A 26,890-nucleotide genomic window follows, 5' to 3' on the forward strand; every position below is an offset into this window, starting at 1 on the left:
CGGCCGTCGGCGGGCGGTCCGTCCCGGAAGGCGGTCCGTCCCGGAAGGCGGTCCGTCCCGGAAGAGAGGAGGCAGAGGCGGAACGCTGGGCGCGGCATACGCGGGACGCGCGGTACGGCAACGCGCGGACCCCGCCGCGGCGCGAGTGCGCCGGGGCGGGGTCCGTGGTGCGGGTCCCACGCACGGGCCGCGAACTTCGCGGTCCGTGCGTGGGGTGAAGGATTCAGGCCGTGGCCGTGTCGGTGGTGGGCGTCGAGGAGGTGTCGGCGGTCTCCTCGATGTCCTGAGCCGCCTGCTGGGCGGCACGAGCCGCCTGTTCGGCGGCCTGGGCCGACTTCGCGCGTTCGTCCGCGGCGGAGTGGATGGCAAGCCACGCGGATTCCGCGGCCTGCTGCTCCGCCTCCTTCTTGCTGCGGCCGGTGCCGGTGCCGTACGAGACGCCTCCGACGCGGGCAGCAGCAGTGAAGACCTTCTCGTGGTCCGGGCCGGTCTCCGTGACCAGGTACTCGGGAACCCCGAGCCCCTCGGTCGCGGTGAGTTCCTGGAGACTGGTCTTCCAGTCCAGGCCGGCACCGAGATTCGAGGACTTCTCGATCAGCGGGTCGAAGAGCCGGTGGACGAGTTCGCCCGCGGCCTCCAGACCCTGGTCGAGATAGACAGCGCCGATCACCGCTTCAAGGGTGTCGGCGAGGATGGACGCCTTGTCCCGGCCTCCCGTGCCTTCCTCGCCCCGGCCGAGCCGGATGAAGGAGCCGAGTTCGAGGCCGCGGCCCACCTCCGCAAGTGCACGAGAATTGACCACCGCGGCCCGCAGTTTGGCCAGTTGGCCCTCGGGCAGGTCGGGGTGGGTGCGGTACAGCGTGTCCGTGACCACGAGGCCGAGTACGGAGTCCCCGAGGAACTCCAGACGCTCGTTGGTCGGCAGACCGCCGTTCTCGTACGCGTAGGAACGGTGGGTCAGCGCACGCACCAGAAGGGCGGACTCGAGCTTGTAGCCGAGCCGCCCTTCCAGAAGCGTGTGGGACGAGGCTGTGTTGTCCGCCTTTTTCTTGGCGGTCGAATCCGCCTTGGCGTCAGACATCAGACCTCTCACCAGCCGCTCAGACCTCGAGGACCTGGCGCTTGTTGTAGGTGCCACAGGCCGGGCACGCGATGTGCTGCAGCTTGGGCTCGTGGCAGCGCTCGCACGCAACCAGGGTGGGGACCGCAGCCTTCCACTGCGACCGGCGGTGGCGCGTGTTGCTGCGCGACATCTTCCGCTTCGGAACAGCCACGGCTACTTCTCCTGCTTCTCGTCGGCGTGCGCTGATGGAAGCGCGCCGCCGCTCATCTCGTCCTTCTCGCCATCTTCGAGTGAACCGGCGAGTCCCTGCAGTGCCGCCCAACGGATGTCGACGGCCTCATGGTGGTGGTCCGGGTCGTCCGCGAGCCGGGCTCCGCATTCGGAGCACAGACCCGGGCAGTCGTCCTGGCACACCGGCTGCATCGGCAGTGCGAGCACCACCGCATCACGCAGCACGGGTTCGAGGTCGAACAATCCGTCCTCGAGAGGGAGCGTGTCCTCGTCTTCCTCGGCGTCGTCGGCCGGCTCCGCCTTGGGGCGGCCCCGGTCGTCGGCGTCAGGGTACGAAAACATCTCCTGGAAATCCGCTTCGAGAACCTGCTGAAGCGGCTCAAGACACCTTACGCACTCCCCCTCGGCCGATGCACGGGCGGTGCCTGTGACAAGCACCCCTTCCATGACCGACTCGAGACGGAGTTCGAGCTCCACCGGGGCGCCTTCCGGCACTCCGATGACACCCTGGATCCCGAGATCCCTGGGAGCGTCGATCGTGCGGGTCAGGCGCTGGAGCGCGCCAGGACGCCGCCCCAGCTCGTGTGTGTCGAACACGAGAGGATTGCGGTGGTCGAGGCGGGCGTTCAGAGCCATGACTGCTTTCGGTTCTCGATCTCAGGGGATGCCACCCCCGGTGTCCCGCGGGCAGCGTTGATCGCGGACGTACACGCGACCGAAGAGCCAGGATACTGGACCTTTCGCTCTCGGCCCAATCCGGTGCGCGCCCGCCCCCCGACCGGCGGCGCGCGCCCCTCCTGACCGGGCGGTCAGTGGCCGCCGCGCCCCTGCTCGTACGCCCTGAGCTGCTCCGCGCTGATCATGCTGGTGTCGAAGAGGCTGGCCTCGTCGAGGGCGTGGTTCTGCTGGTCCATGGCGTGGGCCTGCTGCTGGGCGTAGACCTGCTGGTTCTGGTCGTACCCCTGCTGGTCGTAGCCCTGCTGCTGGTAGGCGGCGTACGGGTCGGCCTGCTGGTAGCCGTAGGCGTCCTGCTGCTGGGCGTACTGCTGCTGCTGCTGGTAGCCGTACGGGTCGGCCTGCTGCTGGTAGCCGTACGCGTCCTGCTGCCCGTAGGACGGCTGGGCGGCCGGCTCCGGGGTCCGGGCGCCCTGTTCGGGACCGTCGGAGAGCTCCGCGAGGCCGGCGAGGTAGTCGGCGTCGCTGGTGTGCGCCCCCGGTGTCCCGTCGTCCCCGAAGGAGCCGAGTTCGCCGAGGTCGTCGCTGGCGATCCGGCCCTGGAGCTTCTCCCGGCCGCGGCCGACGGCCTCCAGGGTCTTGGCGAGGACGGCCTCGAAGGCACCGAGCTTGACGTCGACGTACTCGTCGGCGTTACGGCGCAGGGTCTCCGGGTCGTAGCTGCGCTCGGGGGCGTCCTCGTCCTCGTAGCCCTGCTCGTCGAGGCCCGGACCGGTGCCGAGGAGCTTCTCGCGGCCGCGGCCGACGGAGCCGAGGGTCTTGGTGAGGACGACCTCGAAGTTGGCGAGCTGGGAGTCGACGTAGTCGTCGGCCTCCGCGCGGATCTCCTCGGCCTCCCTGCGGGACTCGTTCAGGATGCGGTCCGCCTCGTTCTGCGAGCGGCGGGCGACCTCGGTGTCGGAGATGAGCGAGCCACGCTCGGCGTGCGCGGTCTCGATGATCCGCTCGGCCTCCTGACGGGCCCGCTCGACCATCTCCTCGCGTCCGCCGATCAGCTCCTGCGCCTGGGCGAGGGAGCCGGGCAGCGCCTGGCGCACCTCTTCCAGCATCGAGAGCAGATCGGCCCGGTTGACCACGCACGATGCCGACATGGGCATGGAACGGGCACTGCCGACCGCCTGGACGATCTCATCGAGCTTCTTCTGCACGTCCACCGTGTGCTCGCCACTCTCTACAGCTGTGATGGAGACGGACGGGACGACTGTACGACCACTCCCTTACCGTCCGACACCGGGTGACGGACTGTCAGTCGCTCAGTCCTGGCCGAGCCGCCCCTTGAGCGCCTCCAGGACCACCGGCGGCACCAGGTGGGAGATGTCGCCGCCCCAGTTCGCGACTTCCTTCACCAGCGACGAGGAGAGGAAGCTGTAGGTGGGGCTGGTCGGGATGAACAGCGTCTCGACACCCGAGAGGCCGATGTTCATCTGGGCCATCTGGAGTTCGTAGTCGAAGTCGCTGACCGCGCGCAGACCCTTGACGATGGCCGGGATGTCCCGCTGCTTGCAGTAGTCGACGAGGAGGCCGTGATAGGCCTCGACCTGGACGTTGCCGAACTCGGCCGTGACCTCGCGGATCAGCTCGATCCGCTCGTCGACCGTGAACAGGCCCTTCTTCGACTGATTGATCATCACCACGACGTGCACGACGTCGTAGAGCGCGGAGGCGCGGGCGATGATGTCGAGGTGTCCGTTGGTGATGGGGTCGAATGACCCCGGACAGACGGCGCGGCGCAACAGTGGTCCCTCGCTCTCCGGTCCGGTCATCGTGCGTCTTCGCACGTAGAGGCGGCGCGACCGTACCAAAACGTGCCCTCGCCGTAGCGACGGGCCCTGACGGCCTCGAAACCGTCCGGCCAGCCGAATTCACCGCCTCTGGTGCTGCGCTCCACGGTGACGAGCACATCCTCCGCGAGCCAGCCCCCGGTGCGGAGTGTGAGCAGAATCTCCCGAAGATCGCCGTCCGGGACGACGTACGGAGGGTCCAGGAAGACCAGGTCGTACGGTGCCTCGGGCGCCGCCGCCCTGACGATCTGCTCCGCTTTGCCCGCTCTGACCTCGGCGCCGGGCAGGCCCAGCGTCTTCACGTTGTCGCGGATGACCTTGGCCGCGCGGGCGTCCGCCTCCACGAGCAGGGTGTGGCCGGCGCCGCGGCTGAGCGCCTCCAGGCCGACGGCGCCCGAGCCGGCGTACAGGTCGAGCACGCGCTCGCCCTCCAGCGGGCCGCCGAGCAGGGACTGCCAGGTGGAGAAGAGGCCCTCGCGCGCGCGGTCGGAGGTGGGGCGGGTGCCGGTGCCCGGCGGGACGGCCAGACGGCGTCCGCCGGCCCGGCCGGCGATCACGCGGGTCATGAGGGTCCTTTGCGCTGGGGGTGGTCGGTTCCTCCCAGTCTCTCAGCCGCCGGCCCCTCGCCGCTCAGCCCTTGTCCAGGTACTGCTCCCGTTCCTCGTCCAGCAGGGCGTCCAGGGCGACGCGCAGGCCGGGCAGGCCCGTGAGGTCCGGGTCCGCGGCGACGACCGCGGTGGCCTCCTCGCGGGCCTCCGCGATGATCTCCTCGTCCTCGATGACGGCGAGCATGCGCAGCGAGGAGCGGACACCGGACTGCGCCTGGCCGAGGACGTCGCCCTCGCGGCGCTGTTCGAGGTCGATGCGGGAGAGCTCGAAGCCGTCCAGGGTCGAGGCCACCGCGTTCAGCCGCTGACGGGCCGGGCTCGCCTCCGGCATCTCGGAGACCAGCAGGCACAGCCCCGCCGCCGAGCCACGGCCGACCCGGCCGCGCAGCTGGTGGAGCTGGGAGACGCCGAAGCGGTCGGCGTCCATGATCACCATGGCGGTGGCGTTCGGGACGTTCACCCCGACCTCGATCACGGTCGTGGCGACCAGGACGTGTGTCTCGCCCGCGGCGAAGCGGCGCATCACGGCGTCCTTGTCGTCGGGGTGCATCCTGCCGTGCAGGACCTCGACCCTGAGTCCCTGGAGGGGGCCCTTGGTGAGCTGGTCGGCGACGTCGAGGACGGCCAGCGGCGGGCGCTTCTCGTCCTCGGGGGCCTTCTTCTTGCCGCCCTTCTTCGGGTCGTCGTCCTCGTCACCGATGCGGGGGCAGACGACGTACGCCTGATGGCCGTTCTCCACCTCTTCGCGCACGCGCTCCCACGCGCGCGTCAGGAAGTGCGGTTTGTCCGCGGCCGGGACGACATGACTGGCGATCGGGGACCGTCCGGCGGGGAGCTGGTCGAGCACGGAGGTCTCCAGGTCGCCGAAGACCGTCATGGCGACCGTGCGCGGGATGGGCGTGGCGGTCATCACCAGGAGGTGCGGGGGCTGTTTTCCCTTGCCGCGCAGGGCGTCGCGCTGCTCGACACCGAAGCGGTGCTGTTCGTCGACCACGACCAGGCCCAGATCGTGGAACTGCACCTTGTCCTCGATCAGCGCGTGGGTGCCGATCACGATCCCGGCCTCGCCGGTGACCAGGTCGAGCAGCGCCTGCCGCCGGCCCGCCGCCCCCATGGAGCCGGTGAGCAGCACGACCTTCGTGGAGTGCTCGGCCCCGCCGAGCATCCCGCCCTCGGCCAGCTCGCCCATCATCTCGGTGACCGACCGGTGGTGCTGCTGGGCGAGCACCTCGGTGGGCGCGAGCATCGCGGCCTGCCCGCCCGCGTCGACCACGGCGAGCATGGCGCGCAGGGCCACCATCGTCTTACCCGAGCCCACCTCTCCCTGCAGCAGCCGGTGCATCGGGTGTTCGGTGGCGAGGCCGTCGAAGATCTCCTTGGAGACCTTCCGCTGGCCCTCGGTGAGGGTGAAGGGGAGCTTGGCGTCGAAGGCGGTCAGCAGGCCGTCCGGCGCGGGGACGCGGGCGACGGCGGGGAGCTGGCCGTCGGCGTGGCGGCGGCGGGCCAGGGCGACCTGGAGGACGAAGGCCTCGTCCCACTTGAGGCGGGCGCGGGCGTCGTGGATGTCGGCCTTGGTGTGCGGGCGGTGGATCTTGAGGAGGGCCTCGGGGAGGGCGACCAGGCCGCGGCCGTCGCGCAGCGAGTCCGGGAGGGGGTCGACCGCTTCCTGGGCGCTCGGCAGCACCGTCTGCACGGACTTGGCGATCTTCCAGGACTCCAGCTTGGCGGTGGCCGGATAGATCGGGATGAGGGCGCCCGCCCAGCTGTCGACGCTCTCCACGGCCTCGTCGCCCTCGCCGCGCAGCAGTTCGTAGGCCGGGTGGGCCAGCTGGAGACGGCGGTTGAAGAGGGAGGCCTTGCCGGAGAACATCGCGCGGGTGCCGGGGAGCAGGTCCTTGTGGGGCTTGTGCACGCCGTGCCCGAAGAAGACCAGCTGGAGGCGGCCGCTGCCGTCCGTGATGGTGACTTCGAGGCGCTGGCCCTTGCCGCGGGGCGCCTTGGAGGAGGCGAAGGTGAGCAGGCGCGCGTCGGCGACCTGGGCGACCACGGTCACGTGCTCGTCCAGCGGCAGGTCGGCGAGGTGGGTGAGCTGCCCGCGCTCCTCGTATCTGCGGGGGTAGTGGTGCAGCAGATCGCCGACGGTGTGCAGGCCGAGGTGCTCGGCCATCACCTTCGCGGTGGCGGGACCGAGCGCCTTCTTCAGTGGTTCTTCGAGCACGGGCACGAGATCCATTGCACACCACCGCACTGACATTGCCGTATACGTCCTGGAAATCCGCTGGTCAGACGGCTCGTTCCGGGCCTAGGATGACGCGCTCCGGCCCTCTTCGCGGTCACCGCCCCCGGGACCGCCCGACCCCGCGCCGTGGCCTGTCCCCCCACCGACCGGCGCAGCGACGATGGACTCCCAGACCTCACAGCCGTCCCAGGCCTCCCCGTCACCTCATACGTTCCAGGTCGACCTGCGCGGTCTGGTCGACCTCCTCTCCCATCACCTCTACTCCAGCCCCAAGGTCTATCTGCGCGAGCTGCTGCAGAACGCCGTCGACGCGATCACCGCGCGCCGCGCCGAGCAGCCGGACGCCCCGGCCACCGTGCGGCTGTACGCCGAAGGCGGGACCCTGCGGGTGGAGGACTCCGGTGTCGGGCTCACCGAGTCCGACGTGCACAGTCTGCTGGCGACCATCGGCCGCAGTTCCAAGCGGAACGACGGCCTGGAGTCGGCGCGTTCGGACTTCCTCGGCCAGTTCGGCATCGGGTTGCTGGCGTGTTTCGTCGTCGCCGAGCGGATCCGGGTGGTCAGCCGCAGCGCCCGGACGCCCGGGGCGGCGCCCGTCGAGTGGACGGCGGCCGACGACGGCTCGTACACCGTGCGCACCCTGCCGCACGAGGCGCGCGCCGAACCCGGCACCACCGTGCACCTGGTGGCGCGCGCCGGGGCCGCCGAGTGGCTGAGCGAGGAGCGGGTCCGTTCGCTGGCGCGCGACTTCGGCGCGCTGCTGCCGTACGACGTACGGGTCGGCGACGAGGCGATCGCGGACCTGCCCGCGCCCTGGGACCGGCCCTATCCGAGCCCCTCCGGCCGGCGGGTCGCCCTGGCCCGGCACTGCCGGGAGCTGTTCGGGTTCACTCCGCTGGACTCCATCGACCTGGACGTGCCGCTGGCCGGCATCCGGGGCGTGGCCTACGTGCTGCCGACGGCGGTCAGTCCCGCACAGCGCGCGACCCACCGCGTGCACCTGAAGGGCATGCTGCTCACCGAACGGGCCGAACAGCTGCTGCCCGACTGGGCGTTCTTCGTGCGCTGCGTCCTCGACACGGACAGCCTGCGGCCCACCGCGTCCCGCGAGTCGCTGTACGAGGACGAGACCCTCGCCGCCGTACGGGAGGCGCTGGGCGAGCGCATCCGGTCCTGGCTGACCGGACTCGCGGCGGGCGATCCGGAACGGCTGGCCGCCTTCCTGTCCGTGCATCACCTGGGCGTGAAGTCGCTGGCGCGGCACGACCCGGAGATGCTGCGCACGATGCTGCCGTGGCTGCCCTTCGAGACGACCGACGGACGGCTGTCCCTGGAGGAGTTCGCGCAGCGGCACCCGGTGGTCCACTTCACCCGGACCGTGGAGGAGTACCGGCAGGTCGCGGCGATCGCCTCCGCGCAGGGTGTCGGGGTCGTCAACGGCGGCTACACGTACGACAGCGAGCTGATCGAGGCACTGCCCACCGTGCGCCCGGACACGGCCGTCTCGGAGCTGGACGCGGACACCGTGACGGCCCACCTGGACACGGTCGACCCGGCCGAGGAGCTGGCGCTGGCCGGCTTCCTCGCGGCCGCGCGGGCCCGGCTCGACCCGCTGAACTGCGATGTGGTGCTGCGCGCCTTCCACCCCCTGTCGGTGCCCGCCCTGCATCTGGACGACCGGTCGGCCCGCCACGAACAGGCCAGGGCGGAGGCCGAGGAGCAGGCCGACGACCTGTGGGCGGGCATCCTCGGCTCGCTGCGCGGCAGCGCCCCGCGCGCGCGTCTGGTCCTCAACCACCTCAATCCGCTGATCCGCAGGATCAGTTCGCTCGGCGATCCGGACCTGATAGGGACCGCCACGGAGTCCCTCTACGGACAGGCCCTGCTGATGGCCCAGCGCCCGCTGCGGCCCGCGGACTCGGCGCTCCTCAACCGCGCCTTCATCGGCCTCCTGGAGTGGGCCACCCACACCGACCCCGGAAAGGACGACCGGCGATGACCCCGGCCATGGACTTCGACACGCTGCGCCGGGCGATGGCGGACAACTACGAGCAGCCGGAGGGGCCGGGGCGCAACGCGCGCGCGGAGCAACTGCTCGTGGAGGCCGAGCGGCTGAACATTCCGCTCGCCGTCATCGAGGCGCTCGGTCACCAGCTGAAGGTCTACAACTACAGCTCCGAGAAGGGCAAGATGTTCGTGCCCTTCGCGCGCCTGCTGCGCATGTGGGACGAACACCCGGAGGACTTCGACGAGTTCGAGATCCACTCCCTGCACTGGGTCTTCAAGTGGATGTCGGCGGGCATGCTCGACCAGCCGCACGTCCCGCTCGCCTCCATAGAGAAGTGGCTCGGCGAGATGGAGCGGCGCTACCGTCTCGCCGGTCACTCCGAACGGGCCGTGCGCAGAGCCGAGTTCAGCGTCGCCGCCCACTTGGGCGACCTGGAGCGCGCCGAGCGGGCGTACAGCTCCTGGATGGCCGCGGACCGCGACTCCATGGCCGACTGCCACGCGTGCGAGCTGCACGGGCAGGGGTGGTGGCGGGCGGCGCGCGGCGCGGACCCGGAGGCGCTGGAGGTGTGGGCACCGGTTCTGGAGGGCGAGTACTCCTGCGCCCACGAGCCGCACACGGTCCTCGCGTCCTCCCTGCTGCCGCTGCTGCGCCTGGGGCGCGTGGACGAGGCGCGCGCCCATCATCTGCGGGGTTTCCGGCTGGTGCGCGCCATGGAAAGCATGCGGGGCGCGTACGCGGACCACGTGGCGTTCTGCACCCTCACCGGCAACGAGGCACGTGCCCTGGAACTGCTCGCGGAGCGCCCGGCGTACTTCACGGACTCCGGGGACCCGCGCAGCAAGCTGGACTTCATGGCGGTGGTGGCGCTCACGACGGACCGCCTGACCGCCCTCGGGCTCGGCTGGCAGACGGTTCCCGGGCCCACCGGACGCGTGTGGACCGCGGCGGAACTCGCCGTGCACGCGCGCGAGGAGGCGCTCGCGCTGGCCGGGCGGTTCGACGCCCGCAACGGCACGTCGTACGTCGGCGAGCGCACCCGTGCGCGCATGGACCAGCCGCCGCTCGTCGACCGGCTGCCCCTCGGTGTGCGCTCCGCGAGCCCGCGAAGCACCGCGCACCACACGCCGCCGACGGCCGCGGCACCCTTGCCGCACGCCGGGGCCGAAGCGGCCGTAGCCGCCGGCCCCGGCCTGTCCGAGCTGCTCGCCGAGGCCCGGCGGCTCTCGGCGCGCCGGAGCCCGGACTCGATGGAGGCGTGGGCGGCGGTCTCGCGTGCCGCCGAGGACCACGAACTGGACGTCCGCGACCGCGCGCAGATCGCCGATCACGCGGCGATGGGCCGCGGGCCGGAGGGCGTCGACCTCTTTCACCGGGCCGCGGAGCTGTACGCCGAGGCGGGCGACCCCGGCGAGGCGCTGGCGGCCCGTTCCCGCGCCGCGTACGTCCACGCCCTGTCGGGCGGAACCACGGAGGCCCTGGCCACCGTCGCCGAGCTGCGCCGACAGGTGCTGGCCCTCTTCGCGGAGGGCGGGACCGAGGTGTCGCAGACGGCGTCCGTCCTGGTGGGACGGGCACGGATCCTGATGCACCGGGTGGACGAACTGGAGTCCGGTGCGCAGGGCGGCCCCCTCTCGGACGCCGGCACGGGCACCGGCCCGGGCTCGGAGGGCGATGTCATGGTCGCCGCCGAGGAGGCCGCGCGGGAACTGCTGGCCCTCGCGGAACCCCATGCCGGGGACGACGTCGTACAGGCGTCGCGGGCCGCGGAGGCGTACGCGATGCTCGGGGAGCTCGCGGCGCGCGCCGACGACGGCGAGGCGGCCGCCGAACTGCTCTCGCGCGCCGTCGACGGGTTCGTGGCGGCGGAGCTGCCGTGGTTCGCCGTCGAGTACGACTCCCGGCTCGCCGGGATCGCGATCCACCTCGGCGACATGGAGGAGGCGGAGCGGTCGGCGCGGGCGGCGCTGGACCACGGAGGTTCCCGTCTGCAGCCGACCGCCCATGCCCAGTTGCAGCTCCAGCTCGCCGAGATCCTCGCCACCACCGGACGGTTCGGACCCGCCTCGGAGCACGCTCTGGAGGCCGCGCACTGGGCCGACGAGGCGGGCGAGGCCGCCACACTCGGGGCCTGGGCGCGCCACCAGCTCGGTGGTTTCCTGCTCCGCCGGGGACGGTGGGCGGAGGCCGCCGAGATCCTGGAGGCGGCACTGCCGGATCTGACCGCCGAGATGCACGGCGAGGGCGCGATCGTGCAGACGCGCTGGTGGCTCGGCGACTGTCTCACCGAGCTCGGCGAACACCGCGAGGCCGCCGAGCACTGGCTGCGCGCCGCCGACACGGCCCGGCACTGGCCCGAGCAGCGCGACCACGCGATGCTCGCGCACCTCGCGGGCCAGGCTCTCGGGCGCGCCGGGCTGACCGCCCAGGCGGATCAGGCGTACGCGCGTGCGGGCGACCTCTGGCGCGAGCTGGGCGACGTCCACGGGCTGGTCCGGGCGCTCCGGGCACGCGCCTGGGCCGCGGCCCGGCTGGACGGGGGGCTCGACGGCGCGCGGGAGCTGATGGGAGCGGCGGTCCTGGAGTGCGAGTCGGCGGTGGAGGCCTGGGCGGTCGCCCCGGACCCGCCGGGCGGCTCACCCGAGGACGGGGCCGGAGCCGGGACCGGGGACGGGCGCTTGCACGAGCACGAGGCGGAAGCCGAGGCCGAGGACGCGCGTCGCCGTATCGTCGCCGAACTCGGGCACACCCACCGCCAGTTCGGCGATCTGGTGGCCGGCTCCGTACCGGACGAGGCGGAGCAGGCCGCCGCGCGGGACGCGTTCGAGGAGGCTCTCGGGCACATCACCCGGGCGATCCCGGTGTTCGACTCCCTCGGGGACGCCCTGCTCGACGCCCGGACGGGTGCCGAACTCGCGGCCGGCCGGCTGGAGGCCGAACTGGGACGGCGCGAGGCCGCCGCGGCACGCGCGCGAGGGGTCCTCGCCGCTTGCGCGCGGCTGGACGGGGAGGTCGCTGAGGCGCGGCGCACCGAGGCCGCGAGGATGCGGGAGCTCCTGGAGAGCGCCGACAAAGCCTGAACGGTGCCGGGACGCGGGGTCTCCGCGCCTCGGCACCAGGCTGTACGGCGCCGGTGTCCCGGCGTCGTCGGGATCGACGTCGTCGTCCCTGGCGGCCGCGTCCGCGCGGTTACGAGGTCGCGGAGCTCGGTGCCGGGGCGCGGACCTCGGTCCTGGCTCTCACGGCGAACCGGCGGCGGGCGTCCCGACGGGCTCGGAATCCGCGTCGCCGCGCCGGATCGTCTCGGCCGCGCGGCGCAGTTCGCCGAGGACCGTCCGTACGGCCTTGCGGGCCGCGCTCTCGGGACGGTGGAGCACGTCGATGCGGCGTACGGCGTGGACCCCGGTCAGCGGTCTGAGGACCAGGGCGGGATGCGGGCGTGTGGTCCAGCGGGGCATCAGGGCGAGGCCGCCTCCCGCGGCGACGGTCTCCGCGACCACCGCGAATTCGTTGATGCGGTGGACGATGTCGAGCCGCCGGTTCGCGGCGGTCGCGATGGCGTCGACGGTGGCCATCAGCGGGAAACCGTCGTGCACGGTGATCCAGGGCAGACCCGCGACATCGTCCGGGGTCAGGCTCTCCTCGCGGGCCAGCGGGTGGTCGGCCGGCAGGGCGACGTCGAGGGGTTCGCTCAGCAGCGTGGTCGCGGTGACGGTGCGCGGCCAGGGCGGTGTGTGCGCGAGATGGTGGGCGAGCACGAGGTCGTAGTCCCGGGTCAGCCGGGGGAAGTGGTCCTGCGCCACGTCCTGGTCGGCGAGCGAGAGCCGCGGGGCCGTCTCGGCCCGGTCGCGCAGCAGGACCGGGAAGAACGTGGCGGCCGCGCTGTGGAAGGCGGCCACCGACACGTCTCCGGCCGGCTCCCCGACGAACTCGTCCACGCAGTGGCGTGCCCGGGCGAGGGCGCTCTCCACCTCGATCGCCGCACCGGCCAGCACCCGCCCGGCGTCCGTCAGCACCAGCCGTCGTCCGTCGCGTTCGGTGAGCGGGACCGGGATCGAGCGTTGCAGCAGGCGCAGGTGCTGCGAGATCGCCGAGGGGGTCATCAGCAGCGCCTCCGCCACGGCGGTGACACTTCCCAGCTCGCCCAGTTCACGCAGGATCCGCAACTGCCGCTCGTTCACCTGCTCATTGTAGTGATGCTTAATAGACCCTGAAGAACTTCGGTCTGGGCTTCATGGTCGGTGTACGGGAGCGTGTGGGGCGTGTCCCGAGTCCGCAGCACCGACGCGGTGCTTCTCCTTGTCGCCGTCGTCTGGGGTTCCAGTTATCTGGCCGCCAAGACCGCCACGTCGGCGCTCCCCGTCCTGCTCGTCCTGTTCGCCCGGTACGGCATCTCCGCCGTCGCCTGCGTCGCCCTGGTCGCCGCTCGGCGCCGGACCCGGCGCTGCACGCGCGACGAGCTGCGCGTCGGGGCCCTGCTGGGGGTCACTCAGGCGGCGGTCCTGATCCTGGAGACGTACGGGGTCGCGCACACCAGCGCGGCCAACGCGGGCCTGATCATCAGCCTCACCATCGTCCTCACCCCGCTGCTGGACCGTACGTCCGGCGCGGCGCGGCTGCCGCTTCGCTACTTCGCCGCCACCGGCCTGTGTCTGCTGGCCGTCGGGCTCCTCGTGTCGGGCAGCGGCTTCCACTCCCCTCGCGGCGGTGACCTGCTGATCCTCGCCGCCGCCCTGGTCCGCGCGGCCCATGTGGCCCTGGTGGGGCGGCTCACCGCCCGATACCCGGTACGGCCGTTGCACGTCACGGCCGTCCAGACGGCCGTCGGCGCCGTCCTGTTCACGGTGCCCGTCGCGGGCAGCCTGACGACGCTCGGCGGGGTCGACGCCGGGGGCTGGGCGCGGCTTCTCTATCTCGCCCTGTTCTGCGGCCTGTTCGCCTTCCTCGCCCAGACCTGGGCGGTGCAGCGCAGTTCCGCGAGCCGGGTCAGTCTGCTGCTGGGCACCGAGCCGGTCTGGGCCGTCGCGGTCGGCCTCGCCCTGGGTGGCGAACACCTGACGGCCCTCACCGCCCTCGGTGCCGTGGTCATGGTCGCCGGGACCTACTGGGGGCAGGCCGTCGAACGCGTCCACCGGACGGCCGGGACCCTGGAGGTCCCCCGGCGGTCCGAGGTGCCCGCGGGGGCCTGACCGCCGGCACCCAGGTCCGCTACTCGACCCCGATCAGCAGCAACGCGCCCTGGCGCCCGCCCCGGTACACCACGGTGTCCACCGCGAGGTACGACTCCCGCACCCGGGACTCCAGGCGCGCGGCGATGGTCTCGGGGGCCTCGTCGCCCAGGACGAGGGTGACCATCTCGCCGCCCGCCGCGAGCATGCGGTCGAGGACGGTCTCGGCCGTGGCGGTGACGTCGGCGCCGATGACGGCGACGTCGCCGTCGATGAGCCCGAGAACGTCTCCGGCCTGGCAGATGCCGGCCATCGTCCAGGACTGCCGCTCGGCGACGGCGACCTCGGCGTAGCGGGTGGCGCCGGCCGCCGAGGTCATGGCGACGACGTCCTCGTCGAAGCGGCGCTCGGGTTCGTGCACGGCCAGCGCGGCGATGCCCTGCACCGCGGAGCGGGTCGGGATCAGCGCGACCCGGACGCCCTCGGCGCGGGCCTGTTCCGCGGCGGCCGCCGCGGTGTGCCGCAGGTCGGCGTCGTTGGGCAGCAGCACCACCTCGCGCGCGTGGGCCCGTCGTACGGCCTCCACCAGCTCCCCGCTGGCGGGCGGCTCCCCCGGCCGCGCGAGCACGGTGGTCGCCCCGGCCTCCGTGTAGAGCCCGGCCAGGCCCTCGCCGGGCACGACGGCCACGACGGCCCGCTGCGCCCGCTCCCGGGGCGGGCGCCCCGTCCCGGCTCCGGTGTGCGCGTCACCGAGCCCGAAGTGGGTGATCCGGATGCGGTGCGGACGCCCCGCCTCGACGCCCGCCTCGACGGCCGCGCCCGCGTCGTCCACGTGCACATGGACGTTCCACAGGCCGTCGCCGCCGACCACGACGAGGGAGTCGCCGAGGCCGTCGAGCCGGTCCCGCAGCCGCTCCACGGCGGAGTCCTCCGCTTCCAGGAGGTAGATCACCTCGAAGGCGGGGTGGCCGGTCTCCGCGGCCGTGTCCCCGCAGCCTGCCGCCGCGTCGGCGCCGTGGCCGTCCGGCACGTCCGGCCCGGCGGCCCGGGAGCCGCCGGCTCCGGCGTCAGCGGCGGAGGCCGGGACGCCGGCCGGACCGGGCACGCCCTTGGTGCCGGGAACGGCCCCCTCCACCGGCTCGTGCGGTGCGGCGGAGGCCGCGAACGGTCTCGGCGCCTCCCCCGTGAACGTCTCGACCAGCGCCGCGAGGACCACCACCAGTCCTCGCCCGCCCGCGTCGACCACGCCGGCGTGCCGCAGGACGGCGAGCTGCCCGGTGGTCGCGGTGAGCGCGGTGCCCGCTCCCTCGTGGGCCGCGAGCGCGACCGTGCCGCAGTCCCCCTCGGCGCCGCAGGCCGCGTCGGCGGCGGCCGAGGCGACGGTGAGGACCGTGCCCTCGACGGGGTGCGCGACGGCCCCGCGGGCGGAATCGGCGGCGTTGCGCAGCGCTAGGCACAGGCCCCGGCCGTCGGTGTGAGCGGCCTCGCCCTCGGCCGCGAGCACCTGGGCCATGCCCCGCAGCAGCTGGGCGAGGATGGTTCCGGAGTTGCCCCGGGCCCCGATCAGGGCCCCGTGCGCCATGGCCCTGATGGCGTCGGCGAGGGAGACGTCGCTCCCACCGGCGGTCCCGGCTCCTTCGGCCGTCGCGGCCGCCTCGTGCCCCGCGAACACCGCCTCGACGGCCGCCGCCGCCGACTCCACCGTCAGATACAGGTTCGTCCCGGTGTCCCCGTCGGCGACCGGGTAGACATTGATCGCGTCGATCTCCTCGCGCGCACGGCCCAGGGCCTCCAGCGCGAGCCCGCACCAGGTGCGCACCGCGACAGCATCGAATGTCTGCGGCACCTGCGGCACCTGCGCCTCCTTGAGCTGCTGGACGTGGGAGGCAGCGTAGACCCAGAACGGGTTACTGCCGGTAGAGGGCCCCGGGCCCGAGGAGGGCGGAGTGGCAACCGGCAGGTCATGGTAGTTTCGTTCTCCGGACGCAGTCGTTGTATGCTGCTCCAGTTGCCCGATCCGATCGGGCCATCCCCCTGGCAGCGCCACTCAGATCCTAGATCTTGATTCTCGGCATGCCGGGATCAACCGTAAGTGCATCTGAAGTCTTTGGAGTGACCCGTGGCTGCCAACTGCGACGTCTGCGGCAAGGGGCCGGGCTTCGGCAACAACATCTCGCACTCGCACCGCCGTACACCGCGTCGCTGGAACCCCAACATCCAGCGCGTTCGTACCGTGGTGGGCGGGACGCCGAAGCGCGTGAACGCTTGCACCTCGTGCATCAAGGCCGGCAAGGTCACGCGCTGACAACCGCTAGCGCGCGGCCACTGCTGGTACGTCTGCACTGAACCCGTCCACCTCACGGTGGGCGGGTTTTTTGCTGCTCGCGTTCCGTCGGCCGCCCGAGCGCCCGGGGATGCACCCCGGGCGCCGGGGCTCAGGACTCGATGCCCCCGAAGTGGTCCCAGCCGCCCTTGCTCGTCCAGGGAGCGCCGTCCACGGTCACCCGGGGCAGCGCCGACGGGTTGAGGACCTCGCCGATCACCTTCCAGCGCGCGGGCAGCTTCACGTCCGGCGGGAAGGTGGCGACGATCGCGTGGTCCTCGCCGCCGGTGAGCACCCATTGAATGGGGTCGACCCCCACGGCCTGACCGATGTCGTTCATCTGCGAGGGGATGTCGATGTCCCCGGAGCGGATGTCGATACGGACCTTGCTCGCCTCGGCGATGTGCCCGAGGTCGGCGATGAGGCCGTCGCTGACGTCCGTCATCGAGGTCGCGCCGAGCCCGGCGGCGGCCGGACCCGCGTGATACGGCGGCTCGGGGCGGCGGTGGGCCTCGACGAAGGCGCGCGGCGAGCGGAAGCCCCGGGAGAGCACCGCGAACCCGGCCGCGGACCAGCCCAGCCAGCCCGTCACGGCGACGACGTCACCGGGCTGTGCGCCGCCCCGGGTGACCGGCTCGTGGTTGCGCAGATCGCCGAGCGCGGTGATCGCGACGGTGATGGTCTCCCCCCGTACGACATCACCGCCGACCACGGCGGCGCCCGCGACCTGGCACTCGTCGCGCAGCCCGTCCATCAGCTCCGAGGGCCAGGTGGCCGGGAGCTCGGCGGGCACGACCAGGCCGAGCAGCAGCGCGGTCGGCACGGCGCCCATCGCGGCGATGTCCGCGAGGTTCTGTGCGGCGGCCTTGCGGCCGACGTCGTACGCCGTGGACCAGTCGCGGCGGAAGTGACGCCCTTCGAGGAGGATGTCGGTGCTCGCCACGACCCTGCGGTCCGGCGCTGCCACCACCGCGGCGTCGTCGCCGGGGCCGACCCGGACCGCCGGGGTGGTGGTGAGACGCGAGGTGAGCTCTCGGATGAGCCCGAACTCCCCCAACTCGCCCACGGTGCCCTTCATGATCGTCGTGCTCCCTCTGTCGCTGCTCGTGCCCGGTCGCGAGCCGTCTGAGTACTCGGTACGGTCGAGTTGACCGTCAACTTGCGCAGTCCCTCCACCCCGGCGCGCGAGCCCCAGTGACCGCGGGTCTCCCCGCGGCGAGCGGCAACGCGATACCGTGGCGTTCCTTTTCCCCACATGATCCTCGTGGCCGCCCTGGAGGTTCCGTGGTACAGGCGTACATCCTGATCCAGACGGAGGTCGGCAAAGCGTCGACCGTCGCCGAGACGATCGCCAAGATCCCGGGGGTGATCCAGGCCGAGGACGTGACCGGACCGTACGACGTGATCGTGCGCGCCCAGGCGGACACCGTCGACGACCTCGGTCGCATGGTGGTCGCCAAGGTCCAGCAAGTGGACGGCATCACCCGCACCCTGACCTGCCCGGTCGTTCACCTGTAGCCCCCGTCTACCCTTGGCCGGTGAACTTCTTCCGTCACCGGCACACCGCTCTGCTCGGGCTGCCCGCTCTCGCGACGCTGATCGCGATCGCGGGCTGCTCCTCAGCAGACGACAGCGCGTCCGTCGCGGTTCCGAGCCCGGACACGAAGGTCACCGAGCTGTGCCAGAACCTGGACAAGGCGCTGCCGCGAACCGTGGACGGCCGGCGCCGGGAGGACCCGGAGCCCCGGTCCGCACTGACCGCGGGCTGGGGAAGCCCGGCGATCATACTGCGCTGCGGTGTCGAGCGGCCGCCGAAGATGATCGATCCGAAGGTGGCGGCGGGCGACGACCCGAAGGCGGTGGGCGGCGGAGTGAACGGCGTCGACTGGCTGATGGAGCAGCAGGACGACGGGACGACCCGCCTCACCACCGCGTCGCGTCTGGCGTACGTCCAGGTCACCGTGCCCGAAGGGGCCGATGCCTCCGGCGTGCTCGTCGACCTGGCCGCCTCCGTCAAGAAGGCGATCCCCAAGGGGATCGCCGACTGACGTGCTGGTCCCGCGACGTACTCAGCGCAGTCCGGTGGACCGCCGCAGCGCCGCCTGGATCAGGCGGTCGACGAGCTCCGCGTAGCCGACGCCCGTCTCCCGCCACATGCGCGGGTACATGGAGATCGGCGTGAAGCCCGGCATCGTGTTGATCTCGTTGATCACGAACTCGCCGTCCTCGGTGAGGAAGAAGTCCGCGCGGACCAGGCCCTCGCAGGACGCCGCGTCGAAGGCCTCGACGGCCAGACGGCGGACCTCCGCGGTCTGCTCCTCGGTGAGCGGCGCCGGCACGATCCCGTCGGCGGCGTCGATGTACTTGGCCTCGAAGTCGTAGAACGCGTGCGACTGCACGGGCGGGATCTCCGCGGGGACCGACGCGCGCGGGCCGTCCTCGAACTCCAGGACTCCGCACTCGATCTCGCGGCCGCGCAGCAGCGCCTCCACGATGATCTTCGGGTCGTGCCGCTGGGCCTCCTCGATGGCCTCGTCGAGGCCCGAGAGGTCGTCGACCTTCGTGATGCCGAACGACGAACCCGCGCGCGCGGGCTTCACGAAGAGCGGCCAGCCGTGCTCACCCGCGAAGTCGACGATCTTCTTGCGGGCGGCGGCCTCGTCCTGCTGCCACTCGCGCGGCCGGATCACCACGTACGGGCCCACCTTCAGGCCGAACGAGGTGAACACCCGCTTCATATAGTCCTTGTCCTGGCCGACGGCCGAGGCGAGCACGCCCGAGCCGACGTAGGGGACCCCGGACAGTTCCAGCAGGCCCTGGAGGGTGCCGTCCTCGCCGTACGGACCGTGCAGCATCGGGAAGACGACGTCGACCTCACCGAGCGCCTTGGGGACCGACCCCGGCTCGTTGTAGACGACTTCACGGTTGGCCGGGTCGACGGGGAGCACCACGCCGCCCTCGCCGGACTCGGCGAGCTGCTCGACGCTGGGCTGCTTGCGGTCGACGATCGCCATGCGTTCCGGCTCGTCCGCGGTGAGCGCCCAACGGCCGTCCTGGGTGATGCCGATCGGCAGTACGTCGTACTTCGTACGGTCGATCGCGCTGAGGACGGCGCCGGCGGTGACCACGGAGATCCCGTGTTCGGAGCTTCGGCCGCCGAAGACGACGGCCACGCGCGGCTTGCGCGTCGGCTGCTCAGGGCTCTGGGGGAGGTTCTCGGTGCTCATATCGGGTTGAGAGTACCCGGTGGTACGGCGGTGAGTCAGCGCCCCACGGCGGCCGTTGCTCAGCGTCGTACCCACCGTTGCGGAGCGTCGCCCACCTGGCGGTTCGGCGGGCGGCTCAGCGGCGTTCGGACTTCGCGCTGCGCCCCATCAGCTCCTTGAGGGCGACCACCGGCGGCTTGCCCTCGTGGACGATGCTGACGACCGTCTCCGTGATCGGCATGTCGACGCCGTGCCGGCGCGCCAGATCCAGCACCGACTCGCAGGACTTGACCCCCTCGGCGGTCTGCCGGGTGACCGCGATGGTCTCCTGGAGGGTCATGCCCCGGCCGAGGTTGATGCCGAAGGTGTGGTTGCGGGACAGCGGCGAGGAGCAGGTCGCGGCGAGGTCGCCGAGGCCCGCGAGGCCGGAGAACGTCATCGGGTCCGCGCCCATCACGAGTCCGAGCCGGGTGGTCTCGGCCAGGCCGCGGGTGATCAGCGAGCCCTTGGCGTTGTCGCCCAGACCCATGCCGTCGGCGATGCCTACGGCGAGACCGATCACGTTCTTGACGGCTCCGCCGAGTTCACAGCCCACCACGTCGGTGTTCGTGTACGGGCGGAAGTACGGCGTGTGGCAGGCGGTCTGGATGCGTCGGGCCACCGCCTCGTCGCGGCAGGCGACGACGCCCGCCGCGGGCATCCGCTGGGCGACCTCCTTGGCGAGGTTGGGCCCCGTGACGACGGCGACACGGTCCGCGGAGACCTTGGCGACCTCCTCGATGACCTCGCTCATCCGCTTCACGGTGCCGAGTTCGACGCCCTTCATGAGCGAGACGAGCACGGTGTCGGGGGCGAGCAGCGGCACCCAGTCCGCGAGGTTGCCGCGCAGTGTCTGGGACGGCACGGCGAGGACGGTGAAGTCGGCTCCGCGCGCGGCCTTCGCCGGGTCGGCGGTGGCCCGCAGGTTCTCCGGGAGTTCGATGCCCGGGAGGTAGTCCGGGTTCATGCGCGTGGAGTTGACCGCGTCGGCGAGTTCGGGGCGGCGTGCCCACAGGGTGACGTCGCACCCCGCGTCGGCGAGCACCATGCCGAAAGCCGTACCCCACGATCCGGTCCCGAAGACGGCCGCCCTGACCGGCTTGCTCACGTGCCCTGCCCCTCTTCCTGCTGTGCCTTCGGCTTGGCCGCGGTCCTACGGCGCTGCGCGATGCGCACCTCGCGCGGGTCGTACACGTTCTCGGGCGCCTTCTCGCCGCGGATCAGCTCCAGCTGCGCGGTGACGGCCGCCATGATGACCTCGGTGACCTCCTTCAGGAGGTCCGGGTTCATCTCCCGGTCGTAGTAGCGCGAGAGGTCCACCGGCGGGCCCGCGAGCACGCGGTGGGTCTTGCGCGGAAGGATGTCGGGCTTCTTGGCGTACGGGGGCAGCAGTTCGTTGGCGCCCCACTGCGCGACCGGGATCACCGGGCACCGGGTCTGCAGGGCGACCCTCGCCGCACCGGTCTTGCCGGTCATCGGCCAGCCGTCGGGGTCACGGGTGAGCGTGCCCTCGGGGTAGAACGCCACGCACTCACCGCGTTCCACGGCGTCGATCGCGGCCCGGAAGGCGCTCAGGGCGTCGGTGCTCTCGCGGTAGACGGGGATCTGTCCGGTGCCGCGCATCGCGGCGCCGACGAATCCCTTCTTGAAAAGCCCGGCCTTCGCCAGGAAGCGCGGAACACGCCCGGTGTTGTACTGGTAGTGCGCATACGCGAACGGGTCCACATGGGAATTGTGGTTCACCGCGGTGATAAATCCGCCCTCGGCCGGAATGTTCTCCATCCCGCGCCAGTCCCGCTTGATCAGAAGCACCAGCGGCGGTTTGCAGAGAACCGCTGCGAAGCGGTACCAGAAGCCGATTCTGCGGCGGGGCACGCGGACACCTTCCTCTAGAGCCTGGGGGGCCGCACAAGTGTCGCTCCAGGCCGCCTGTCTGTCGAGAACACCGTACGCCCCGACACCCGGACCGCCAGGGTGACCAGGTCACAATAAGGCGTGACTGGAGAGGGTGGAGCGCTCGTGCGGTGGACCTTGGTCGTACCCCTCAAACCCCTGGCGCGGGCCAAGAGCAGGCTGGCGGACACCGCTTCCGACGTACTGCGCCCAGGGCTCGCCCTCGCGTTCGCGCAGGACACCGTGGCGGCGGCGCTGGCCTGCGCCACCGTCCGGGGTGTGGCGGTCGTCACGGGCGACGCCCTGGCCGGGAGGGAGCTGGCCGCACTCGGCGCGCACATCGTCGCGGACGAGCCGGGCGGGGGCCTCAACGCGGCGCTGGCGCACGGGGCCGAGGCCGTGCGGGCCCGGGATCCCGAATGCGCCGTCGCGGCCCTGAACGCCGATCTGCCCGCTCTGCGGCCTCGGGAATTGGCCCGCGTACTGGCCGCCGCGGCCGAATTCCCCCGCGCTTTTCTGGCCGATGCTGCCGCAATCGGCACGACGCTCCTGGCCGCTTCCCCGGGCCGGGAATTGCTCCCCGCTTTCGGCGGTGATTCGCGGGCCCGCCATCGCGCCTCGGGGGCCGTGGAACTCCGTCTCGACGCGGTGGATTCCGTACGCCAGGACGTGGACACCCGGGAGGATCTGCGGGCGGCGCTGACACTCGGCGTCGGCCCGCGCACGGCGGCCGCGGCGGCACGGCTGCTGATTCCCGGGCAGTAGGCGGCAACGGGCGCCCGCGCCCGGGTGTGGCGGGACTGCCCGCGTCCCGCGCGGGGCGGGATCAGTAGGCTGCCCCCATGCAGGCGACCTCGTACACGTACGACCCCGAGACCCGCAGCGGACAGGTGCTGCTCGACGACGGCACCCCGGTGCCCTTCGACGGTCCGGCGTTCGACGCCGGCGGGCTGCGGCTGCTGCGGCCGGGACAGCGCGTGCGGATCGAGACCGAGGGCGAGGGCGCGGAGCTCAGGATCACCCTGATCACACTGCAGACGTTCTGACACAGACGTTCTGGCGCAGACGTTCTGGCGCAGACGTTCTGGCGCAGACGTTCTGGCGCAGACGTTCTGAACACGCCGCGGGCCGGGCTCCCGGTGGGAGCCCGGCCCGGCGTGTGAGGTGCCCCTCGGCCCTGCTTCTAGCGGGCGGTGGCCTTCTTGGCGGTGGTCTTGCGAGCCGTCGACTTCTTCGCGGGGGCCTTCTTGGCCGTGGCCTTCTTCGCCGGAGCCTTCTTGGCGGCGGTCTTCTTGGCCGTGGTCGTCTTCGCCGTCGTCTTCTTGGCGGCGGCCGTCTTCGCCGTGGTCTTCTTCGCCGCGGTCTTCTTCACGGCGGCCGTGGTCTTCTTCGCGACCGTCTTCTTCGCCGCGGTCTTCCTGACCGCCGCCTTCTTGGCGGTGGTGGCCTTCTTGGCCGCGGCCTTCTTCACCGTCGCGGAAGCGCCGCCGGAGAGGCTGCCCTTCGGGGCCTTCTTGACCGCGACGTCGTGCTTCGGGAGCTTCTTCGAGCCGCTCACCAGGTCCTTGAAGCCCTGACCGGCACGGAAGCGCGGCACAGAGGTCTTCTTGACCCGAACACGCTCACCCGTCTGAGGGTTGCGGGCGTAACGGGCGGGACGGTCGACCTTCTCGAAGGAACCGAAGCCCGTGACCGAGACCCGGTCTCCGCCGACAACCGCACGGACGATGGCGTCCAGTACAGCGTCGACCGCGTCGGCGGCCTGCTGACGCCCGCCGACCTTGTCGGCAATCGCTTCTACGAGCTGCGCCTTGTTCACGTCTTCCCCTTCGGAGACATTGCCCGAACGAATGCGTTCAAGCTTTTTCGCACGTTAGGCAGATATATACCGCAAATCAAACACGAAACGGGCTAATCACCCTTGTGCCGCAACGAACTCGGGCCGTAGCGCAGTTCGTCAGTGATCCCCTTCGAGGAATCGGCCCTCGTCGAGGTCGGTGGTGAACCGCTCCAGCCGCCTTGTCGCGTCGGCGAGATCGTGCTTGGCCGCGGCCGTAATGACCAGCAGCTTCCGGGTCAGCGCCATCCGTACGCCCTCCGGGACTTGCAGTGCGCGCACTCTTGTGTGCGCTTCCTTGAGTTGGGCCGCGACCGCCGTGTAGAGCTCGAGTTGGCTGTCACGTTCCATGCACAGATTGTGCCATCTGGGGCGAGTTGTCGCCTGCGCAGGGGGTAACTGCCGTCCACCGGAGGCCTTCTGACCCTCTTGGCCGGAAGTCGCCCACGTAGTCGCCTACCCAGGCAACCCGCCTTGTAACTAAGGGAGTTGACCTGCCTCGTGAGGGTGCGCGGGAGTCCTCCGGGAGTGGAAACAGCTGTACCCCCAACCGTCCACGATTGGGGGTACAGAGTGATGCCGCGTGGCTGAAACCAGCTGGGCCCGGCCGGGGCCGGGCCCGGGTGTCAGACCTGGAGCGTCTTCGGCTTGTGCGAGGGGCGCTTGGCCTCGTACGCCGCGATGTCGCCCTCGTTCTGGAGGGTGATGGAGATGTCGTCCAGCCCGTTCAGCAGCCGCCAGCGGGCGTTCTCGTCGAGCTCGAAGGCGGCGGTGATGCCCTCGGCGCGCACCTCACGGGCCTCGAGGTCGACCGTGATCTCGGCCTGCGGGTCCTTCTCCGACAGCTCCTGGAGCGCGTCCACGATCTTCTGGTCCAGAACCACCGTGAGCAGGCCGTTCTTGAGCGAGTTGCCGCGGAAGATGTCGGCGAACCGGGACGAGATGACGGTCTTGAAGCCGTAGTTCTGGAGCGCCCAGACGGCGTGCTCGCGGGAGGAGCCCGTACCGAAGTCGGGACCCGCGACCAGAACCGTGGCGCCCTGGCGCTCGGGCTGATTGAGGATGAAGGAGGCGTCCTTGCGCCAGGCCTCGAAGAGGCCGTCCTCGAAGCCGTCCCTGGTCACCTTCTTGAGCCAGTGGGCGGGGATGATCTGGTCGGTGTCGACGTTGCTGCGGCGCAGCGGGACGGCCCGGCCGGTGTGCGCGGTGAATGCTTCCATGGCTCTCAGACTCCAGCGGGCACGGGGGCGTCGGACAGGTCGGCCGGGGAGGCCAGGTGGCCGAGGACCGCCGAGGCCGCGGCGACCTGCGGCGAGACCAGGTGCGTACGGCCGCCCTTGCCCTGCCTGCCCTCGAAGTTGCGGTTGGAGGTGGACGCGGAGCGCTCACCGGGAGCCAGCTGGTCGGGGTTCATGCCCAGACACATCGAGCAGCCCGCGTGCCGCCATTCGGCGCCGGCCTCCTTGAAGACCACGTCCAGGCCCTCGGAGACGGCCTGGAGACCGACCCGCGCGGAGCCGGGGACGACCAGCATCCGTACGCCGTCGGCGACTTTGCGGCCCTCGACGATCTCGGCGGCCGCGCGCAGGTCCTCGATACGGCCGTTGGTGCACGAACCTACGAAGACGGTGTCGACCTTGATGTCGCGCAGCGGCTGTCCGGCGGTCAACCCCATGTATTCCAGGGCCTTTTCGGCGGCGTGGCGCTCCGAAGCGTCTTCGTACGAAGCCGGGTCGGGGACGTTCGCCGAAAGCGGTGCTCCCTGGCCGGGGTTGGTGCCCCAGGTGACGAACGGCGACAGGGAGGCGGCGTCGATGACGACCTCCGCGTCGAATTCGGCGTCGTCGTCGGACTTCAGGGTCTTCCAGTACGCGACCGCGGCATCCCACTCCTCGCCTTCGGGGGCGTGGGCGCGGCCCTTGAGATACGCGAAGGCGGTCTCGTCGGGGGCGATCATGCCCGCGCGGGCGCCGGCCTCGATCGACATGTTGCAGATGGTCATCCGGGCTTCCATCGAGAGCTTCTCGATGGCGGAGCCGCGGTATTCCAGGATGTAGCCCTGGCCGCCGCCCGTACCGATCTTGGCGATGATCGCCAGGATCAGGTCCTTGGCACTGACTCCGTCGGGCAGCTCGCCGTCGACCGTGATGGCCATGGTCTTCGGGCGGGCCAGCGGGAGCGTCTGGGTGGCCAGCACATGCTCCACCTGGGAGGTGCCGATGCCGAACGCCAGGGCGCCGAAGGCGCCGTGCGTGGAGGTGTGCGAGTCACCGCAGACCACGGTGGTGCCCGGCTGGGTCAGACCCAGCTGCGGCCCCACCACGTGCACCACGCCCTGCTCGACGTCGCCCAGCGAGTGCAGCCGCACGCCGAATTCGGCGGCGTTCTTGCGCAGCGTCTCCAGCTGGATCCGGGAGACCGGGTCCGCGATGGGCTTGTCGATGTCGAGGGTCGGGGTGTTGTGATCCTCGGTCGCGATGGTGAGGTCGAGGCGCCGCACCGGACGGCCCGCCTGACGCAGGCCGTCGAAGGCCTGCGGGCTGGTCACCTCGTGCAGCAGGTGCAGATCGATGAAGAGGAGGTCGGGCTCGCCCTCGGCGCGCCGGACGACATGGTCGTCCCAGACCTTCTCCGCGAGTGTCCTACCCATCGCTTTCCCTCCGGCCGGCTTGTGTGGCGCCGGCCCAACTAGAGATTTCCGGGGCGGTTGAACGTCCGTACCCCTCGTACCGGACGTCGTCCGCCGGACCCGTTGGTTCGCGGGCCGCTGTGTCTACAAGGGTGGCGCGTTCCACCGGAAATTGAACTTGCGTTTCACAGAGTGAGACGCGAGTATCGTTTCATGGACAACAGTAGCGGCGTCGGCGTTCTGGACAAGGCAGCCCTTGTCCTGAGCGCTCTGGAGTCCGGTCCGGCCACCCTCGCAGGCTTGGTCGCGGCGACCGGACTGGCACGACCCACGGCACATCGCCTCGCCGTGGCACTTGAACACCACCGCATGGTGGCGCGCGACATGCAGGGCCGTTTCATCCTCGGACCCCGGCTCGCCGAACTGGCCGCGGCCGCCGGAGAGGACCGCCTCCTCGCGACGGCGGGCCCGGTGCTCACACACCTGAGGGACATCACGGGCGAGAGCGCGCAGCTCTACCGCCGCCAGGGCGACATGCGCATCTGCGTCGCCGCGGCCGAGCGGCTGTCCGGTCTGCGGGACACGGTCCCGGTGGGCTCCACCCTCACCATGAAGGCCGGTTCCTCCGCCCAGATCCTGATGGCCTGGGAGGAGCCGGAGCGGCTGCACCGCGGTCTCCAGGGCGCCCGCTTCACCGCCACCGCACTGTCGGGAGTACGGCGCCGTGGCTGGGCCCAGTCGATCGGCGAGCGCGAGCCGGGCGTGGCGTCCGTGTCCGCGCCGGTCCGCGGCCCCTCGAACCGTGTCGTGGCCGCCGTCTCGGTCTCCGGGCCGATCGAGCGCCTGACCCGCCACCCGGGCCGCATGCACGCCCAGGCCGTCATCGACGCCGCCGGGCGGCTCTCCGAAGCCCTGCGCCGCACGGGCTGACCTTCGCTCCGCTCCCTCGCGACGGGAGGGCCGGCCTCAACGCCGCGGCAGGCCCTTCCCGAAGCGCACCGTCCCGTACGCGGGGTGTACCGGCTCACCGAGCCCGTGCACCCCGCGCCTCGTTTCCGGGGTGATCCAACTCACGGCACCGTGGTCCGAGTTCTCACGGCACCCGTGGCCCGAGTTGATCTCCGAACGCC

26 protein-coding genes are annotated in these 26,890 nt (G+C 71.6%); 9 read left to right on the forward strand and 17 right to left on the reverse strand.

Translation table 11 applies throughout. The features are described 5' to 3' along the window. Positions 1–223 precede the first annotated feature (223 nt). From rnc to recG, 7 genes are all read right to left on the reverse strand, one after another. A complete protein-coding gene (gene rnc / locus OG780_RS12785) occupies positions 224–1,081 on the reverse strand; it encodes a ribonuclease III (protein WP_328447693.1) in 858 nt (285 codons plus the stop codon). A 19-nt stretch (positions 1,082–1,100) separates the two neighbouring features. Continuing rightward, positions 1,101–1,274 (reverse strand): 50S ribosomal protein L32, encoded by a 174-nt coding sequence (gene rpmF / locus OG780_RS12790; protein WP_006139588.1) that lies wholly within the window; start codon positions 1,272–1,274, stop codon positions 1,101–1,103. Positions 1,275–1,276: 2 nt separating this feature from the next. Further along, on the reverse strand, positions 1,277–1,930 hold the full coding sequence (locus OG780_RS12795) for a YceD family protein (RefSeq protein WP_328447695.1): 654 nt from the start codon (positions 1,928–1,930) through the stop codon (positions 1,277–1,279). Positions 1,931–2,103: 173 nt separating this feature from the next. After that, the gene (locus OG780_RS12800) at positions 2,104–3,183 is read right to left on the reverse strand and encodes a cell division initiation protein (protein ID WP_328447696.1); all 1,080 of its coding nucleotides are present in this window, start codon (positions 3,181–3,183) and stop codon (positions 2,104–2,106) included. A gap of 99 nt (positions 3,184–3,282) precedes the next feature. Next, positions 3,283–3,762, reverse strand: a complete 480-nt coding sequence (gene coaD / locus OG780_RS12805) for a pantetheine-phosphate adenylyltransferase (RefSeq protein WP_326790782.1) — start codon at positions 3,760–3,762, stop codon at positions 3,283–3,285. A gap of 26 nt (positions 3,763–3,788) precedes the next feature. After that, positions 3,789–4,376 (reverse strand): 16S rRNA (guanine(966)-N(2))-methyltransferase RsmD, encoded by a 588-nt coding sequence (gene rsmD / locus OG780_RS12810; protein WP_328447697.1) that lies wholly within the window; start codon positions 4,374–4,376, stop codon positions 3,789–3,791. A gap of 64 nt (positions 4,377–4,440) precedes the next feature. Beyond that, positions 4,441–6,651: an ATP-dependent DNA helicase RecG gene (recG, locus tag OG780_RS12815; protein ID WP_328447698.1), complete on the reverse strand. Its 2,211-nt coding sequence runs from the start codon at positions 6,649–6,651 to the stop codon at positions 4,441–4,443. Positions 6,652–6,817: 166 nt separating this feature from the next. On the opposite strand from recG, the gene OG780_RS12820 reads away from it, so the two are divergent. Both OG780_RS12820 and OG780_RS12825 read left to right on the forward strand, forming a co-directional pair. Further along, positions 6,818–8,656: an HSP90 family protein gene (locus OG780_RS12820; RefSeq protein ID WP_328447701.1), complete on the forward strand. Its 1,839-nt coding sequence runs from the start codon at positions 6,818–6,820 to the stop codon at positions 8,654–8,656. After that, positions 8,653–11,745 (forward strand): tetratricopeptide repeat protein, encoded by a 3,093-nt coding sequence (locus tag OG780_RS12825; protein ID WP_328447703.1) that lies wholly within the window; start codon positions 8,653–8,655, stop codon positions 11,743–11,745. The genes OG780_RS12820 and OG780_RS12825 overlap by 4 nt, the downstream gene beginning before the upstream one ends. A gap of 159 nt (positions 11,746–11,904) precedes the next feature. Here the strand turns inward: OG780_RS12825 and OG780_RS12830 are convergent, their stop codons facing one another. Then, positions 11,905–12,846 carry a LysR family transcriptional regulator gene (locus OG780_RS12830; RefSeq protein WP_328447705.1) on the reverse strand — a complete coding sequence of 314 codons (942 nt, stop codon included), beginning with the start codon at positions 12,844–12,846 and terminating at the stop codon, positions 11,905–11,907. Positions 12,847–12,927: 81 nt separating this feature from the next. On the opposite strand from OG780_RS12830, the gene OG780_RS12835 reads away from it, so the two are divergent. After that, complete coding sequence (locus OG780_RS12835; protein ID WP_328447707.1) at positions 12,928–13,854, forward strand: DMT family transporter; 927 nt, start codon at positions 12,928–12,930, stop codon at positions 13,852–13,854. A gap of 19 nt (positions 13,855–13,873) precedes the next feature. Here OG780_RS12835 and OG780_RS12840 read toward each other — a convergent pair whose 3' ends face one another. Continuing rightward, positions 13,874–15,688, reverse strand: a complete 1,815-nt coding sequence (locus OG780_RS12840; RefSeq protein WP_328447709.1) for a DAK2 domain-containing protein — start codon at positions 15,686–15,688, stop codon at positions 13,874–13,876. Positions 15,689–15,952: 264 nt separating this feature from the next. Here OG780_RS12840 and rpmB point away from each other — a divergent pair, with 264 nt between their 5' ends. Continuing rightward, complete coding sequence (rpmB, locus tag OG780_RS12845; RefSeq protein ID WP_037625034.1) at positions 15,953–16,138, forward strand: 50S ribosomal protein L28; 186 nt, start codon at positions 15,953–15,955, stop codon at positions 16,136–16,138. Positions 16,139–16,268: 130 nt separating this feature from the next. Here rpmB and OG780_RS12850 read toward each other — a convergent pair whose 3' ends face one another. Then, positions 16,269–17,234 (reverse strand): thiamine-phosphate kinase, encoded by a 966-nt coding sequence (locus OG780_RS12850; RefSeq protein WP_326785315.1) that lies wholly within the window; start codon positions 17,232–17,234, stop codon positions 16,269–16,271. A gap of 206 nt (positions 17,235–17,440) precedes the next feature. Between OG780_RS12850 and OG780_RS12855 the strand changes: the two genes are divergently transcribed. Beyond that, positions 17,441–17,674: an Lrp/AsnC family transcriptional regulator gene (locus tag OG780_RS12855; protein ID WP_158990895.1), complete on the forward strand. Its 234-nt coding sequence runs from the start codon at positions 17,441–17,443 to the stop codon at positions 17,672–17,674. Between the two features lie 20 nt (positions 17,675–17,694). Then, positions 17,695–18,204 carry a DUF3515 domain-containing protein gene (locus OG780_RS12860; RefSeq protein WP_328447716.1) on the forward strand — a complete coding sequence of 170 codons (510 nt, stop codon included), beginning with the start codon at positions 17,695–17,697 and terminating at the stop codon, positions 18,202–18,204. A gap of 21 nt (positions 18,205–18,225) precedes the next feature. Here the strand turns inward: OG780_RS12860 and OG780_RS12865 are convergent, their stop codons facing one another. The 3 genes from OG780_RS12865 to OG780_RS12875 form a co-directional block, all read right to left on the reverse strand. Then, on the reverse strand, positions 18,226–19,383 hold the full coding sequence (locus tag OG780_RS12865; protein ID WP_328447718.1) for a D-alanine--D-alanine ligase family protein: 1,158 nt from the start codon (positions 19,381–19,383) through the stop codon (positions 18,226–18,228). Between the two features lie 115 nt (positions 19,384–19,498). Further along, complete coding sequence (locus OG780_RS12870) at positions 19,499–20,509, reverse strand: NAD(P)H-dependent glycerol-3-phosphate dehydrogenase (RefSeq protein ID WP_328447720.1); 1,011 nt, start codon at positions 20,507–20,509, stop codon at positions 19,499–19,501. Next, entirely contained in the window at positions 20,506–21,276 is a 771-nt protein-coding gene (locus tag OG780_RS12875; protein WP_328447722.1) for a lysophospholipid acyltransferase family protein, read from the reverse strand. Before OG780_RS12875 ends, OG780_RS12870 begins: the two co-directional genes overlap by 4 nt. A gap of 144 nt (positions 21,277–21,420) precedes the next feature. Here OG780_RS12875 and cofC point away from each other — a divergent pair, with 144 nt between their 5' ends. Together cofC and OG780_RS12885 are read left to right on the forward strand one after the other, a co-directional pair. Next, positions 21,421–22,059 carry a 2-phospho-L-lactate guanylyltransferase gene (gene cofC / locus OG780_RS12880; protein ID WP_328447724.1) on the forward strand — a complete coding sequence of 213 codons (639 nt, stop codon included), beginning with the start codon at positions 21,421–21,423 and terminating at the stop codon, positions 22,057–22,059. 77 nt (positions 22,060–22,136) lie between these two features. Beyond that, complete coding sequence (locus OG780_RS12885) at positions 22,137–22,340, forward strand: hypothetical protein (RefSeq protein ID WP_326785322.1); 204 nt, start codon at positions 22,137–22,139, stop codon at positions 22,338–22,340. 137 nt (positions 22,341–22,477) lie between these two features. Here the strand turns inward: OG780_RS12885 and OG780_RS12890 are convergent, their stop codons facing one another. From OG780_RS12890 to leuC, 4 genes are all read right to left on the reverse strand, one after another. After that, positions 22,478–23,113, reverse strand: a complete 636-nt coding sequence (locus tag OG780_RS12890) for an HU family DNA-binding protein (RefSeq protein ID WP_328447727.1) — start codon at positions 23,111–23,113, stop codon at positions 22,478–22,480. A gap of 138 nt (positions 23,114–23,251) precedes the next feature. Next, on the reverse strand, positions 23,252–23,482 hold the full coding sequence (locus tag OG780_RS12895) for a hypothetical protein (protein WP_326785324.1): 231 nt from the start codon (positions 23,480–23,482) through the stop codon (positions 23,252–23,254). A 275-nt stretch (positions 23,483–23,757) separates the two neighbouring features. Then, positions 23,758–24,351 (reverse strand): 3-isopropylmalate dehydratase small subunit, encoded by a 594-nt coding sequence (gene leuD, locus OG780_RS12900; protein WP_328447729.1) that lies wholly within the window; start codon positions 24,349–24,351, stop codon positions 23,758–23,760. A 5-nt stretch (positions 24,352–24,356) separates the two neighbouring features. After that, entirely contained in the window at positions 24,357–25,781 is a 1,425-nt protein-coding gene (gene leuC / locus OG780_RS12905; RefSeq protein ID WP_328447731.1) for a 3-isopropylmalate dehydratase large subunit, read from the reverse strand. Positions 25,782–25,973: 192 nt separating this feature from the next. Between leuC and ndgR the strand changes: the two genes are divergently transcribed. Further along, a complete protein-coding gene (gene ndgR, locus OG780_RS12910) occupies positions 25,974–26,690 on the forward strand; it encodes an IclR family transcriptional regulator NdgR (protein ID WP_028806673.1) in 717 nt (238 codons plus the stop codon). Positions 26,691–26,890 lie beyond the last annotated feature (200 nt).

This window comes from Streptomyces sp. NBC_00386, assembly GCF_036063235.1.
Lineage (GTDB): Bacteria > Actinomycetota > Actinomycetes > Streptomycetales > Streptomycetaceae > Streptomyces.